Source organism: Streptococcus sp. HMSC066F10 (assembly GCF_001813805.1).
Taxonomy (GTDB): Bacteria; Bacillota; Bacilli; order Lactobacillales; family Streptococcaceae; genus Streptococcus; species Streptococcus vaginalis.
On record NZ_KV813962.1, the window covers coordinates 1 to 13,846 of the forward strand.

At 40.1% G+C, this 13,846-nt stretch carries 14 protein-coding genes; 4 read left to right on the forward strand and 10 right to left on the reverse strand.

Annotation, left to right across the window (positions count from 1 at the left end; genetic code table 11):
* Positions 1-214: 214 nt before the first annotated feature.
* On the reverse strand, positions 215-883 hold the full coding sequence (locus HMPREF2933_RS03275; protein ID WP_024052306.1) for a gamma-glutamyl-gamma-aminobutyrate hydrolase family protein: 669 nt from the start codon (positions 881-883) through the stop codon (positions 215-217).
* 251 nt (positions 884-1,134) lie between these two features.
* Between HMPREF2933_RS03275 and HMPREF2933_RS03280 the strand changes: the two genes are divergently transcribed.
* A complete protein-coding gene (locus HMPREF2933_RS03280) occupies positions 1,135-2,151 on the forward strand; it encodes an NAD(P)H-dependent glycerol-3-phosphate dehydrogenase (RefSeq protein ID WP_024052307.1) in 1,017 nt (338 codons plus the stop codon).
* A gap of 27 nt (positions 2,152-2,178) precedes the next feature.
* Positions 2,179-3,078: a UTP--glucose-1-phosphate uridylyltransferase GalU gene (galU, locus tag HMPREF2933_RS03285; RefSeq protein ID WP_024052308.1), complete on the forward strand. Its 900-nt coding sequence runs from the start codon at positions 2,179-2,181 to the stop codon at positions 3,076-3,078.
* A 439-nt stretch (positions 3,079-3,517) separates the two neighbouring features.
* Here the strand turns inward: galU and HMPREF2933_RS03290 are convergent, their stop codons facing one another.
* Genes HMPREF2933_RS03290 through tsaB form a run of 5 tightly spaced genes read right to left on the reverse strand, consistent with a single transcriptional unit; the run spans position 3,518 to position 6,655 of the window.
* Positions 3,518-3,841, reverse strand: a complete 324-nt coding sequence (locus HMPREF2933_RS03290) for an AzlD domain-containing protein (protein ID WP_024052309.1) — start codon at positions 3,839-3,841, stop codon at positions 3,518-3,520.
* Positions 3,831-4,526 carry an AzlC family ABC transporter permease gene (locus HMPREF2933_RS03295; RefSeq protein ID WP_024052310.1) on the reverse strand — a complete coding sequence of 232 codons (696 nt, stop codon included), beginning with the start codon at positions 4,524-4,526 and terminating at the stop codon, positions 3,831-3,833. The genes HMPREF2933_RS03290 and HMPREF2933_RS03295 overlap by 11 nt, the downstream gene beginning before the upstream one ends.
* A 2-nt stretch (positions 4,527-4,528) precedes the next feature.
* Complete coding sequence (tsaD, locus tag HMPREF2933_RS03300; protein WP_024052311.1) at positions 4,529-5,542, reverse strand: tRNA (adenosine(37)-N6)-threonylcarbamoyltransferase complex transferase subunit TsaD; 1,014 nt, start codon at positions 5,540-5,542, stop codon at positions 4,529-4,531.
* Positions 5,535-5,975 (reverse strand): ribosomal protein S18-alanine N-acetyltransferase, encoded by a 441-nt coding sequence (rimI, locus tag HMPREF2933_RS03305; RefSeq protein ID WP_024052312.1) that lies wholly within the window; start codon positions 5,973-5,975, stop codon positions 5,535-5,537. The genes tsaD and rimI overlap by 8 nt, the downstream gene beginning before the upstream one ends.
* Positions 5,972-6,655: a tRNA (adenosine(37)-N6)-threonylcarbamoyltransferase complex dimerization subunit type 1 TsaB gene (tsaB, locus tag HMPREF2933_RS03310; RefSeq protein WP_024052313.1), complete on the reverse strand. Its 684-nt coding sequence runs from the start codon at positions 6,653-6,655 to the stop codon at positions 5,972-5,974. The genes rimI and tsaB overlap by 4 nt, the downstream gene beginning before the upstream one ends.
* A 277-nt stretch (positions 6,656-6,932) precedes the next feature.
* On the opposite strand from tsaB, the gene HMPREF2933_RS03315 reads away from it, so the two are divergent.
* Together HMPREF2933_RS03315 and rnjA are read left to right on the forward strand one after the other, a co-directional pair.
* On the forward strand, positions 6,933-7,163 hold the full coding sequence (locus HMPREF2933_RS03315) for a DNA-directed RNA polymerase subunit epsilon (protein ID WP_020999859.1): 231 nt from the start codon (positions 6,933-6,935) through the stop codon (positions 7,161-7,163).
* Between the two features lie 3 nt (positions 7,164-7,166).
* Positions 7,167-8,849, forward strand: a complete 1,683-nt coding sequence (rnjA, locus tag HMPREF2933_RS03320) for a ribonuclease J1 (protein WP_003026442.1) — start codon at positions 7,167-7,169, stop codon at positions 8,847-8,849.
* Positions 8,850-9,071: 222 nt separating this feature from the next.
* Here rnjA and gap read toward each other — a convergent pair whose 3' ends face one another.
* The 4 genes from gap to rpsL form a co-directional block, all read right to left on the reverse strand.
* Positions 9,072-10,079 (reverse strand): type I glyceraldehyde-3-phosphate dehydrogenase, encoded by a 1,008-nt coding sequence (gene gap, locus HMPREF2933_RS03325; RefSeq protein ID WP_003026445.1) that lies wholly within the window; start codon positions 10,077-10,079, stop codon positions 9,072-9,074.
* A 471-nt stretch (positions 10,080-10,550) separates the two neighbouring features.
* Positions 10,551-12,632, reverse strand: a complete 2,082-nt coding sequence (fusA, locus tag HMPREF2933_RS03330) for an elongation factor G (protein ID WP_003026447.1) — start codon at positions 12,630-12,632, stop codon at positions 10,551-10,553.
* A gap of 159 nt (positions 12,633-12,791) precedes the next feature.
* Positions 12,792-13,262: a 30S ribosomal protein S7 gene (gene rpsG / locus HMPREF2933_RS03335; RefSeq protein ID WP_024052315.1), complete on the reverse strand. Its 471-nt coding sequence runs from the start codon at positions 13,260-13,262 to the stop codon at positions 12,792-12,794.
* Between the two features lie 19 nt (positions 13,263-13,281).
* The gene (rpsL, locus tag HMPREF2933_RS03340) at positions 13,282-13,695 is read right to left on the reverse strand and encodes a 30S ribosomal protein S12 (RefSeq protein WP_003026451.1); all 414 of its coding nucleotides are present in this window, start codon (positions 13,693-13,695) and stop codon (positions 13,282-13,284) included.
* Positions 13,696-13,846: the final 151 nt, after the last annotated feature.

The following is a 13,846-nucleotide window of genomic DNA, read 5'->3' on the forward strand; positions in this document are numbered from 1 at the left end:
CATCAATTCTTTGACTGAAAAACATTGAATTGCTTGACAAATGGTAGAAAAAAGACCACCTCTTTGGTGATCCTTATAGGGAGATTATTATGAAAAAGTTTTAGGATTTCATCAAATAAAGTTAGGAGGTCTTCATTTGATAATATTATTATAAAACGATTTTCTTAAATGAAGCTTAAGCCGTATTTCAAATTTACAATTTCTGCAAAAGATACTAAAAAAGTTCTAGATTCCCTTTTTCTTCATTGACTAAAAACTCTGGGTGCCATTGAAGCCCAATGATCCGACTATCATCTAGCGACTCAATCGCTTCAATGGTTTCATCCCTAGGATCAAAAGCTGTTGCGCGAAAATTCGGTGCCAAATCTTTAATACTTTGTCGGTGGACAGAGTTAATCTGACTAGCACGACCGAACAATTCTTCAACAATGCTGCCTTTCTCAGTTTGAATAGAATGAGAAGTTCTAAAAGGTAAGCCCTGCCAATGGTTGTCAATATGCTGATTGAGCGTTCCATCAAAAGCAACATTGACCAACTGCAAGCCTCGGCAAATTGCCATAATTGGTTTTTCTTGTCGAATAGTTTCTGCTAACAGAGCCAGCTCAAATTCGTCTCGCACCATATTGTAATCATCACTCTCAATCGTCTGCTTTTCTCCGTAAAAAGTGGGGTGCACATGTTGTCCGCCAGACAAAATCAATTTATCAATACTTTCAATATAATCCCTCACCAAACTTTTGTCACCAACAGGGATAATCATAGGCAATCCACCAGCAATTCTGATACTCTCAGCAAATTTACTAGAAACGGACGAATGGATATTTTTACCTTCCTTATCGACAGGACAAAGATTAGCGGTCACTCCAACAATCGGTCTGCTCATACGATTCCCTCCTCATTGATATACACAATCTTACCACTTCCTCTACCTGCCGTCCAATTGATTTTTTTAAAGGTCGTGATAAATAGTTTTTATACTAGCCACAACTCCTGCCTCATTACACTCTTTTTATGCACTTTAATCAGCCTTTATTCTTATAAAATAATAACTTATAAAAACAAGCTACTACTAAACAAGAAATTTATCGCTTTCTATGGTAAAATGAAATTAGAAAACTCTATAAGGAGAAGAACATGGAAAAACAAACAGTTGCTGTTTTAGGCCCTGGTTCATGGGGAACTGCCTTGGCACAAGTATTAAATGACAACGGACATGAAGTTCGTATTTGGGGCAATATTGCCGAACAAATTACTGAAATCAACGAGCACCACACTAACAAACGGTATTTTAAAGATATTGTTCTTGATGAAAAGATCACAGCGTATTACGACTTAAAAGAAACCCTTGATGGCGTGGATGCTATCCTTTTCGTCGTTCCAACCAAGGTCACACGTCTTGTAGCCAAACAAGTAGCCGAGGTGCTGAATCATCCAGTTAAAGTGATGCATGCTTCAAAAGGTCTGGAGCCCGACACTCACAAACGACTTTCCATGATTTTAGAGGAAGAATTGCCTGAACAATTCCGTAGCGAAATCGTCGTTGTCTCTGGTCCCAGCCACGCTGAGGAGACTATCGTTCGCGACATTACTCTCATCACAGCAGCTTCAAAAGACTTAGAAACAGCTAAATACGTCCAAAACCTTTTCAGCAATCACTACTTCCGTCTCTACACCAATACAGATGTCATCGGTGTGGAAACAGCGGGTGCACTCAAAAACATCATTGCGGTCGGAGCAGGGGCTCTTCACGGTCTTGGCTATGGTGACAATGCAAAAGCCGCTATTATCACGCGTGGCTTAGCAGAAATCACCCGTCTCGGTGTCAAACTCGGTGCCAGTCCTTTAACATATAGCGGTTTATCCGGAGTGGGAGATTTAATTGTCACAGGAACCTCCGTTCACTCACGCAATTGGCGCGCTGGTGACGCTCTTGGTCGCGGTGAAAAGTTAGAAGATATCGAAGCCAACATGGGCATGGTTATTGAAGGCATTTCCACCACCAAAGCTGCTTACGAACTCGCACAAGAACTGGGTGTCTATATGCCAATTACTCAAGCGATCTATCATGTGATTTATGAAAGCCTTAACATAAAAGACGCCATTTATGATATAATGAATAATGAATTCAAAGCTGAAAACGAATGGTCGTAATTAGCTACTACAAAAAAGGAGGGGCATATGACTCAAGTAAGAAAAGCTGTTATCCCTGCTGCTGGACTCGGAACTCGTTTCTTGCCAGCAACCAAAGCGCTCGCCAAAGAAATGCTGCCTATTGTTGACAAACCAACTATTCAATTTATTGTTGAAGAAGCGTTAAAATCCGGTATCAAAGACATTCTGGTTGTAACAGGTAAATCCAAACGCTCCATTGAAGACCACTTTGATTCAAATTTTGAATTGGAGTACAACCTCAAAGAAAAAGGTAAATCTGATCTTTTAAAACTCGTAGATGAAACGACTGGTATCGGTCTTCATTTCATTCGTCAAAGCCATCCACGTGGGCTTGGAGATGCTGTTTTACAAGCCAAAGCTTTCGTTGGGAATGAATCTTTCGTTGTCATGCTAGGTGATGACCTAATGGACATTACAAATGACAAAGCAGTACCACTTACCAAGCAATTGATGAACGATTACGAAGAAACACACGCTTCAACTATTGCTGTTATGAAAGTGCCACACGACGAAGTTTCTTCTTACGGTGTTATTGATCCACAAGGTGAAGGAGTAAATGGGCTCTACAGCGTTGAAACTTTTGTTGAAAAGCCAAAACCAGAAGACGCACCAAGTGATCTCGCCATTATCGGACGCTACCTACTAACACCTGAAATCTTCTCCATCTTGGAAACACAAAAGCCAGGTGCCGGAAATGAAATCCAGCTGACAGATGCTATTGATACTCTCAACAAAACACAAAGAGTATTCGCTCGTGAGTTCACAGGTGACCGTTATGATGTCGGCGACAAATTTGGCTTTATGAAAACATCTATTGACTATGCCCTCAAACATCCTCAAGTCAAAGACGATATGAAGCAATACATTATTGAGTTAGGCAAGAAATTAGACAAAAAAGAAAACTAACAGACAGCTGTGATGGGTGGCACCTATTCCTAATCAATTGTTCCAAGGAACTCTAATTGATTAAAATCAAAAGTGCTTTTCCAATCACTACCTTTGTTGGGAAAACAATAGCTTGTAAAAGGCAGGGAAAATCTCATCCCTGCCTTACTTTTTGATATCCAAAATTCTTAACGAAGTAGATAATTGCTCAAAGCACTGACTTGAGGTTATAGATAGAGTTTGCGAAGTAAGTCTCAATACTGCTTTTGGCAGACTCGGGAAAAAAACTTTGGAAATGAAAATAGTAACCGCAAATCTACTTTACAACAAACTCTCATTGTACCCAATCTAAATAAAAAACTCATTAAAATTCTGAATGGTCTGTTTTAGGTCTTAAACGGTCATTTTTAACTAAAACTCCGCTTTAGTGATTTCCTAAGACAGAGTTATTTCTATAAAGTTAAAAGATAAATCGCAGAATAGCTACCAATATCACACCAAAAATCACGGTCACTACTAAGTTACGATAGCGAAAAGCAATATAAATTGTTGGAAAGACAGCTATTAAATCTAGCCATTTAAAGGTTGGCAACTGCCCTATCTTCCCATTTGTAAGGCTGGATAAAATCAATGCAAAAATAATAGAGACTGGTAAATACTGTAAAAATCGTTCTACAACTTTAGGTAAGCCACGATATTTTACCAAGATAAAAGGAGTCACCCGCACTAGCCACGTCACCAAGGCTGAGAGAAGAATGGCGACAAATATATAATTATTTATCATCTAGCATTACCCCCGCAGCACAACCTAATAAGGTCGATATAAAAACAGCTAAAGACGAAGAAACAAGCATGCTTAAAACATAGAACGATAAAGCTACCACAGACAAAATCACTACTAGTTTTTGAAATTTTGTTTTATGTAACATCACTAAAAATTGGGAAGAAAAAATCCCAATAAACATGCCTACCAGCGCAAAGTCCAGTCCAAACACTTCTGGATTGGGCAAAAGACTTCCTAATGTCGTTCCGACCACAGAGCCAACAATCCAAGCAAGATAGCTCGTAATATTATTGCCATACATCCACTGAAGCGAAATATCCTTTGTATGGACACGCTCACTTAGTAAAACGCCGTATGTTTCATCTGTCAAGAGTATTCCGATACCGATATTTTGCAATAGACTGGCATGCCAAAAAAAGGTTGATGTATGAAGGCTCAGCAAAAACAACCGCAAATTGATTAAAAAAACTGTCAGAGCAATAGCTGTTACCGGTGCGTAAATCGCAAGAAGTGCTAGCATAGCAAACTGAGCACTTCCTGCATAGACTAAACTGCTCATGAGTGCCATTTCAAGAGGACTGACATAAGAGGCACCAATAATTCCACAAGCTAGTCCAATACTAATATACCCAAGAGCCGTTGACATCGCTGCCTTAGCCCCATCCTTAAAACTTTTTCCAATCATATTTATTCTTCCATTGTGTCAAATGCCAGACTTGGCTTAGCATTCAAGCTAAATGTTGCAAGCTTCCCTTTATTCCACTCACTGACGCTCGCATAAGCAATCATTCCTGCATTGTCCCCACAGAGACGCAAAGGCGGTATGATTACCTTGATATCTGTCATTTCAGCTGCTAAACGTTCACGTAAACCTTGATTAGCAGCAACACCGCCCGCAACGACTAAGGTCTTAACAGGATATTTCTCCAAAGCTTTTTTTGTTTTTGCCATGAGAATATCTAAAACAGCAGCTTGAAAACTAGCAGCCAAATTTTCTTTCGACAAACTTTCACCCCTTTGCTCCGCATTGTGACAGAGGTTGATAAAGGCAGACTTCAACCCAGAGAAAGAAAATTCTAAATTATCCTCTTTAATCATCGCTCTCGGAAAATCATAAATATCTTGTCCTTTATGGGCCAATTCATCTATCTCACGCCCAGCTGGATAAGTCAATCCCATCACACGACCAACTTTATCATAAGCTTCTCCAACTGCATCATCGCGTGTTTCTCCGACAATCTGATAATCACCAGCTTCGCTAACATAAACCAATTCCGTATGCCCTCCACTGACTAATAATGCTAAAAGAGGGTATTCTAATTTCTCAACACTCTGAGCCGCCATCAGATGACCTGCCATATGATTGACAGGAATAAGCGGTAAATGATGTGCCCACGCAAAAGACTTGGCAGCTGCCAATCCGACCAAAAGAGCACCAACTAGCCCCGGTCCATAAGTGACTGCTACTGCAGTCACTTCTTTTTCTGTAATACCAGCCTCCGCAAGAGCCTCCTCAATGCAAGCTGTGATAACTTCCACATGATGACGGCTAGCCACTTCCGGTACCACGCCACCAAAACGTTTATGGCTCTCAATCTGGCTGGCAATAACATTGGATAAGAGTTCAGCGTCATTCTTTAAAACCGCTACGCTAGTCTCATCGCAGGAGGTCTCAAAAGCTAAAATATATCTGTCATTCATTGTTTTCCCTTTTCATTACAATCGCATTTTCCACTGGCTCATGATAGTAATTCTTACGCCGAGCGATTTCTATAAATTTCTCTTTTTGGTAAAATAGCAGAGCTGCTTTGTTGGATTCTCTCACTTCGAGAAAAATCTCTTTGTCAATTGGCAGATGTTCAAACAAAGCGGTCGCAATTTTTTGTCCTTGATAGGCTTTCTTAACCGCAATTTGTAAAACTTCCGCTTCAAAATCCGACTCTTGAAAAGCCAGAAAGCCGATTAAATTTTGAGCTTCCAAGGCCAAAACATAAACTGACAAAGGATTTTGTAAATCTTTCTCAATCTGCTCTATATTCCAAGGACTGGCTGCATAAACATCTTTTAATACTTGATAAATCTGCTCCGCCAAATCAGCAACCTGCTTTTTTTCATCTTTTTTAATCTCAATCATAAGCGCTTGATGTAAGAATCGTTCGTTTCTTGATGATTTTTGAGCCAATTCTCTTCTGCTTCCACTCGCTTGAGGTAATTCGGTACGAAATCATGAACAGAACGGGCTGGTAATTGTAGGCCGATTTTAGCAAGGAGCACAGCGCTTGGCAAGGTTGCTTTGATAAGAGCTGATGGCAAAGCGGATTGAATCTGCTCCGCAAAATTTTCCACTTCTCCTACAAAAGTTACCTGAGAAGCAGACTTGGCTTTTTCTAACACTTCTTCAAAAGATAAATGAGCTTCCGGCTGAGTTGCTCTGCCATTTTCATAAAAACCAGCATAGACATTGTTGCGTCTAGCATCCATGAGAGGAATGACCAAGCCGTCAATGTCCTCTGCCACCATAATCCGCAAGCTAGAAACTCCCACCAAATCTATTTTAAGCGTATGTGCTAACGTTTTGGCCGTTGCCACAGCAATTCGCAAACCTGTATAACTACCAGGACCTTCTGCAACTACAACGCGACCTAAGTCACTTGGTTTCAAATCCAAACTTTCCATTAAAAAATCAATAGCCGGCATCAATGTAACGCTATGATTTTTCTTAATATTTATCGTCATCTCAGCAAGCAACTTATCATCTTCTAAAATCGCAATTGCTAGGGCTTTGCTGGATGTGTCAAAAGCTAAAACTTTCATTCTTATCTTTCCTTTGTGATAATCTACTTTCTATTATACTACAAAAAATACGGATTTCCTCAATATGATTTCCAAAAAAACAAGACCTTTTGAAAATCGTTTTCCTAGTTTTTCTCACTTCTTTCTTTTACTAAATAACCTTTTTATGATATAATGATTATAATTGTAACGTATCAAAATCAATTTATTACCCAGAAAATCAAATAGATGGAGACCGCCCTTGAAAATAAGGTGGCTATTTTCTGGTAGATTGATCATGAATGAGAAAGGAATTGAAATGATTTACAAAGTTTTTTATCAAGAAACAAAAGAACGCAATCCACGTCGGGAAAACACGCATTCTCTCTACTTGGATATTGACGCCAAAGACGAACTAGAAGGACGCATCAAAGCCCGGAAACTCGTCGAAGAAAAAACACCTTATAATGTTGAATTAATTACACTTTTGTCTGACAAACATTTAGAATACGAAAAAGAATCAGGCAACTTTACAATTACGGAGCTCTAAACCATGTCATATACTTTAAAACCCGAAGAAGTCGGTGTATTTGCCATTGGTGGTTTAGGAGAAATCGGAAAAAATACCTACGGGATTGAATACCAGGATGAGATTATCATCGTTGATGCAGGGATTAAATTTCCTGAAGACGACCTCTTAGGGATTGATTATGTCATTCCTGATTATTCTTATATCGTAGAAAATATTGACCGTATCAAAGGAGTGTTGATTACTCACGGTCACGAAGACCACATCGGAGGGATTCCCTTCCTTCTCAAGCAAGCAAATGTTCCCATTTATGCTGGACCACTTGCCCTTGCACTGATTCGTGGTAAATTGGAAGAGCACGGACTTTTACGTGACGCTAAACTCTACGAAATCAATCAAAATACCGAACTTCAATTTAAAAATTTAAAAGCAACCTTCTTCCGCACAACTCACTCTATCCCAGAGCCTTTGGGAATTGTCATCCACACACCTCAAGGGAAAATTGTTTGTACGGGTGACTTCAAGTTTGACTTTACCCCCGTTGGCGAGCCAGCAGATTTACATCGAATGGCAGCTCTTGGGGAAGATGGCGTTCTAGCACTTCTTTCTGATTCCACCAATGCAGAAATTCCAACTTTCACAAATTCCGAAAAAGTCGTTGGTCAATCTATCATGAAAATCATTGAAGGCATTCACGGGCGGATTATTTTTGCCTCCTTTGCCTCAAATATCTTCCGTCTTCAACAAGCTGCGGATGCTGCGGTTAAAACTGGCCGAAAAATTGCTGTTTTTGGACGCTCAATGGAAAAAGCCATTGTCAACGGAATTGAGCTAGGTTATATCAAAACCCCAAAAGGGACGTTCATTGAACCAAATGAAATTAAAGATTATCCTGCAAATGAAATTCTAATCATGTGTACAGGAAGTCAAGGAGAGCCAATGGCAGCTCTTTCACGCATTGCGAATGGAACACATCGTCAAGTGCAGCTTCAACCAGGTGATACAGTGATTTTCTCTTCTAGTCCTATCCCTGGAAATACCACCAGTGTCAATAAGCTCATCAACACCATTTCAGAAGCTGGCGTTGATGTTATCCATGGAAAAATCAATAATATCCATACCTCTGGGCACGGAGGGCAACAAGAACAAAAACTCATGCTTCGCTTGATAAAACCGAAGTATTTCATGCCAGTCCATGGTGAATACCGCATGCAAAAAGTCCATGCCGGGCTTGCAATGGATACAGGTATCCCTAAAAAGAATATCTTTATCATGAGCAATGGAGACGTCCTTGCTTTAACTGCCAATTCAGCTCGTATTGCAGGAAGTTTCAATGCCCAAGATATTTATGTTGATGGTAATCGTATCGGAGAAATCGGTGCTGCAGTCCTTCGCGACAGACGTGACCTTTCCGAAGATGGCGTTGTCCTTGCAGTAGCTACCGTTGACTTTAAATCAAAAATGATTTTGGCTGGTCCTGATATTCTTAGTCGCGGTTTTATCTATATGCGTGAATCAGGTGAACTGATCCGTCATAGCCAACGTATTCTTTTCAATGCGATTCGTATTGCATTAAAAAATAAAGATGCTAGCATCCAGTCAGTCAATGGTGCTATCGTAAATGCTCTTAGACCATTTTTATATGAAAACACAGAGCGTGAGCCCATTATCATCCCAATGATTTTAACACCAGATGAAGAAATCTAGCAATACAATCCTTACATAGTAAAAAAACAACTTGATTTGGGTAAAGTCAAGTTGTTTTTATTGTAGCTTGGTCATAACGACCAAACGAGTGGAAACTCTGGAGTTTTATCAACATTCTAATTTAATTTTTATACATATTCAGCTCCCAACTTCCACAAGTCTGAACCAAGAGAGAATGGCAACAAAAAAGAGAGGCAAGCCTCCCTTTTCTATACTGATGAATTATTTAGCAATTTTTGCAAAGTATTCAAGAGTACGTACAAGTTGTGCAGTGTATGACATTTCGTTATCGTACCAAGATACAACTTTCACCAATTGTTTTCCGTCAACATCAAGAACTTTAGTTTGAGTTGCATCAAACAATGAACCAAATGACATACCTACGATATCTGAAGATACGATTGGATCTTCTGTGTAACCGTATGATTCGTTAGCTGCTGCTTTCATAGCTGCATTTACTTCATCAACAGTTACATTCTTTTCAAGAACAGCAACCAATTCAGTAACTGATCCAGTTGGAGTTGGAACACGTTGGGCTGAACCATCAAGTTTACCGTTCAATTCTGGGATAACAAGACCGATAGCTTTAGCAGCACCAGTTGAGTTAGGAACGATGTTTGCAGCACCAGCACGAGCACGGCGAAGATCACCTTTACGATGTGGACCGTCAAGAATCATTTGGTCACCAGTGTAAGCGTGGATTGTTGTCATCAAACCTTCAACGATACCGAAGTTGTCTTGAAGTGCTTTAGCCATTGGAGCCAAGCAGTTTGTAGTACATGAAGCACCTGAAATAACTGTTTCAGTACCATCAAGAACATCGTGGTTAGTGTTAAATACGATTGTTTTAACATCGTTTCCGCCAGGAGCAGTGATAACAACTTTCTTAGCTCCACCTTTAAGGTGTTTTTCAGCTGCATCTTTCTTAGCAAAGAAGCCAGTTGCTTCCAAAACGATTTCTACACCGTCAGTAGCCCAGTCGATTTGTTCTGGGTCACGTTCAGCAGAAACTTTAACGAATTTACCGTTAACTTCGAATCCACCTTCTTTAACTTCCACAGTACCGTCGAAACGACCTTGAGTTGTGTCATATTTCAACAAATGTGCAAGCATAACTGGATCTGTAAGATCGTTGATACGAGTAACTTCAACACCTTCAACGTTTTGGATACGACGGAATGCAAGACGACCGATACGACCGAAACCGTTAATACCAACTTTAACTACCATTCGTGATTTCCTCCTTATGAAAATCAAAAAATTTTTATGTGAAAAGAGTAACTTGAGTTGCTACAAATCACCTTTCAACATATCTATTATATACTTTATCCCTTAAAATTGCAACTGATTTCAGCATTATTAACAAGGAATATCATTCCTTTCAAAGATTTTCATTTCTCTTTCATTTTCGGAAGCTAAGTGGGAGATATGCAAAAAGAGAGTGGGACAGAAATCAGTAGTTTCGTAAAAACTTGATTTCATCGTCCCACCTCTGTACGGTTGAGTAGAGCTGTAAAAGTTGATTTATCAACGTATTAGAGTCCACTCAGCAGTGATTGATTGGCACTAAAGTGCCTAATTAATTGTGCATGGGAAACTCTACATTGACTAAAGTGAATAGAGCTTCTCCAAACCACTGCATCTTATAATTCTGACTATATAAAAAACGCCCGCAACTGCGGACGCATGGGCTTGACTTGATTAAGCTTCACCTTTGTTTTTCTTAATGATTTCTTCTTGTACTGACTTCGGTACATCTTCGTAGTGGTCAAATACCATCATGAAAGTACCGCGTCCTTGTGATGCTGAACGAAGAACTGTTGCATAACCGAACATTTCAGCAAGTGGAACATAAGCACGAACGATTTGGCTGTTACCATGAGCTTCCATACCATCAACACGTCCACGACGAGCTGTTACGTGTCCCATAACATCACCGAGGTTTTCTTCTGGTACAGTAATTGTAACAAGCATCATTGGTTCAAGAATGGTTGGTTGCGCAGTCTTAGCAGCTTCTTTAAGAGCAAGAGAGGCAGCAACTTTAAAGGCTGTTTCAGATGAGTCGACATCGTGGTATGAACCATCATACAGTTTTGCCTTCACGTCAACGATTGGGTAACCAGCAAGAACACCATTTGCCATTGACTCAATCAAACCTTTTTCTACAGCTGGGATGAATTCACGTGGAACGACACCACCAACGATAGCATTTTCAAACTCGAATCCTTTTCCTTCTTCATTTGGAGTAAATTCAATCCAAACATCACCGAATTGACCTTTACCACCTGATTGGCGTTTGAAGAATCCACGTGCTGATGTTTGTGCACGGAATGTTTCACGGTAAGATACTTGAGGAGCACCTACGTTTGCTTCCACTTTGAACTCACGACGCATACGGTCTACAAGGACATCCAAGTGAAGCTCACCCATACCAGAGATAACTGTTTCACCAGTTTCAACGTTAGTTTCAACGCGGAATGTTGGGTCTTCTTCAGCCAATTTTTGAAGGGCAATACCCATCTTATCTTGGTCAGCTTTTGACTTAGGTTCAACCATCAATTGGATAACTGGTTCTGGAACTTCGATAGATTCAAGGATAATTTTTGCCTTTTCATCTGTCAATGAGTCACCAGTTGTAGTATCTTTCAAACCAACAGCTGCAGCAATGTCACCAGAGTAAACTGTTTCGATTTCATTCCGATGGTTAGCGTGCATTTGCAGGATACGTCCAATACGTTCACGTTTTCCTTTAGAAGTATTCAAAACGTATGAACCTGAGTTCAAGACACCTGAGTACACACGGAAGAAAGTCAAACGACCAACAAATGGGTCTGTCATAATCTTGAAAGCAAGTGCTGCAAATGGTTCGTCATCAGATGCAGGACGAGTTTCTTCTTCTTCAGTATCTGGGTTTACACCCTTGATAGCTGGAATGTCAAGTGGGCTTGGAAGGTAGTCAATAACTGCATCAAGCATCATTTGAACACCTTTGTTCTTGAAGGCAGAACCAGCAAGAACTGGGAAGAATTCAACATTGATAGTTGCTTTACGGATGGCAGCTTTTAGTTCTGCTTCAGTAATTTCTTCACCTTCAAGGTATTTCATCATCAAGTCTTCATCAGTTTCAGCAACTGCTTCTACTAATTTTTCACGCCATTCTTGGGCTTGTTCAAGATAATCCGCTGGAATATCTTCTTCAAGAATATCTGTTCCAAGGTCATTTGTATAGATTTCGGCTTTCATGCGAACCAAGTCAATGATACCACGGAAGTCATCTTCTGCACCAATCGGCAATTGAATTGGGTGAGCATTTGCTTGAAGACGATCGTGAAGAGTGCTTACTGAGTAAAGGAAGTCTGCACCGATTTTATCCATTTTGTTAGCAAATACGATACGCGGAACACCATATTCAGTTGCTTGACGCCAAACTGTTTCTGTTTGAGGTTCAACACCTGATTGTGAGTCAAGGACAGTTACTGCACCGTCCAATACACGAAGGGAACGTTGTACTTCAATTGTGAAGTCCACGTGTCCTGGTGTGTCAATAATGTTGACACGGTAATCTTTCCATTGTGCTGTTGTTGCAGCAGATGTAATAGTAATACCACGTTCTTGTTCTTGTTCCATCCAGTCCATTTGTGAAGCACCTTCGTGTGTTTCACCAATTTTATGGATTTTACCGGTATAGTAAAGAATACGTTCAGTCGTTGTTGTTTTACCAGCATCGACGTGAGCCATGATACCGATGTTACGAGTTTTTTCAAGTGAAAATTCGCGAGCCATTTGGTTGTTTCTCCTATTATTTTATTTACAGTTTATTATAACATATTTTAAGAAAAGCGAGTAGGCAAATCCTACCCGCTTGTTGATTACTCATGCTAATTAGTAAGAGTACTAAGCCTTTGAAAGAGCTTTTGCAATTCTCTAAAAAGAGAAGCAATCTTACCAGCGGAAGTGAGCAAAAGCACGGTTAGCTTCAGCCATACGGTGAGTATCTTCACGTTTTTTAACAGCTGCACCAGTATTGTTAGCTGCATCTATGATTTCTTTTGCAAGGCGATCTTGCATAGTGTGTTCTCCACGTGAACGTGAAATAGTTACCAACCAACGAAGTCCAAGAGTTGTACGACGTTCTGGACGAACTTCAACTGGGACTTGGTAGTTAGAACCACCAACACGGCGAGCACGTACTTCAAGTACAGGCATGATATTTTCCATAGCTGTTTCAAATACTTCAAGTGCATCATTTCCAGTAGCTTCTTTGATTTGTTCAAAAGCACCATATACGATTGAAGCTGCTGTACCACGTTTCCCATCAAGCATAACGCGGTTGATAAGACGTGTCACTAATTTTGAATTGTAGAGCGGATCTGGCAATACTTCGCGCTTAGGCGCACGGTTTTTACGACTCATTGATCTTTATCCCCTTTCCTTATGCTTTTGGTTTTTTCGTACCGTATTTAGAACGGCCTTGTTTACGATCAGTTACACCTGCAGTATCAAGTGCACCACGAACGATATGGTAACGTACCCCTGGAAGGTCTTTTACACGTCCACCACGAAGAAGCACAACACTGTGTTCTTGCAAGTTATGTCCGATACCTGGGATATAAGCAGTCACTTCAATCAAGTTGCTCAAGCGTACACGAGCAAATTTACGAAGAGCTGAGTTAGGTTTTTTAGGTGTCATAGTACCAACACGAGTTGCAACACCACGTTTTTGTGGTGAGTTTTCACGAGTAGGTACACGTTTAAGACTATTATAACCAACGTTTAAAGCTGGTGATTTAGATTTTTCTACTTTTGATTTACGCGGTTTGCGAACCAATTGGTTAATTGTAGGCATCTACATTTCTCCTGTTTTTTTAATTTTGGTGATGATACACTTGGTGACAGCTATCATCTGTGTGTACTTTTGCAACATTTGTCAGCACGTCTCTGTACACTTTTGAGAGACCAAAAGTAAAAAGTACCGTCTATTAGTATAACACGAAGAC

Excerpts from the sequence above, each read along its gene's own strand:
- HMPREF2933_RS03275 (WP_024052306.1), bottom strand. The coding sequence starts at position 883 with ATGAGCAGACCGATTGTTGGAGTGACCGCTAATCTTTGTCCTGTCGAT.
- HMPREF2933_RS03280 (WP_024052307.1), top strand. The coding sequence starts at position 1,135 with ATGGAAAAACAAACAGTTGCTGTTTTAGGCCCTGGTTCATGGGGAACT.
- galU (WP_024052308.1), top strand. The coding sequence starts at position 2,179 with ATGACTCAAGTAAGAAAAGCTGTTATCCCTGCTGCTGGACTCGGAACT.
- HMPREF2933_RS03290 (WP_024052309.1), bottom strand. The coding sequence starts at position 3,841 with ATGATAAATAATTATATATTTGTCGCCATTCTTCTCTCAGCCTTGGTG.
- HMPREF2933_RS03295 (WP_024052310.1), bottom strand. The coding sequence starts at position 4,526 with ATGATTGGAAAAAGTTTTAAGGATGGGGCTAAGGCAGCGATGTCAACG.
- tsaD (WP_024052311.1), bottom strand. The coding sequence starts at position 5,542 with ATGAATGACAGATATATTTTAGCTTTTGAGACCTCCTGCGATGAGACT.
- rimI (WP_024052312.1), bottom strand. The coding sequence starts at position 5,975 with ATGATTGAGATTAAAAAAGATGAAAAAAAGCAGGTTGCTGATTTGGCG.
- tsaB (WP_024052313.1), bottom strand. The coding sequence starts at position 6,655 with ATGAAAGTTTTAGCTTTTGACACATCCAGCAAAGCCCTAGCAATTGCG.
- HMPREF2933_RS03315 (WP_020999859.1), top strand. The coding sequence starts at position 6,933 with ATGATTTACAAAGTTTTTTATCAAGAAACAAAAGAACGCAATCCACGT.
- rnjA (WP_003026442.1), top strand. The coding sequence starts at position 7,167 with ATGTCATATACTTTAAAACCCGAAGAAGTCGGTGTATTTGCCATTGGT.
- gap (WP_003026445.1), bottom strand. The coding sequence starts at position 10,079 with ATGGTAGTTAAAGTTGGTATTAACGGTTTCGGTCGTATCGGTCGTCTT.
- fusA (WP_003026447.1), bottom strand. The coding sequence starts at position 12,632 with ATGGCTCGCGAATTTTCACTTGAAAAAACTCGTAACATCGGTATCATG.
- rpsG (WP_024052315.1), bottom strand. The coding sequence starts at position 13,262 with ATGAGTCGTAAAAACCGTGCGCCTAAGCGCGAAGTATTGCCAGATCCG.
- rpsL (WP_003026451.1), bottom strand. The coding sequence starts at position 13,695 with ATGCCTACAATTAACCAATTGGTTCGCAAACCGCGTAAATCAAAAGTA.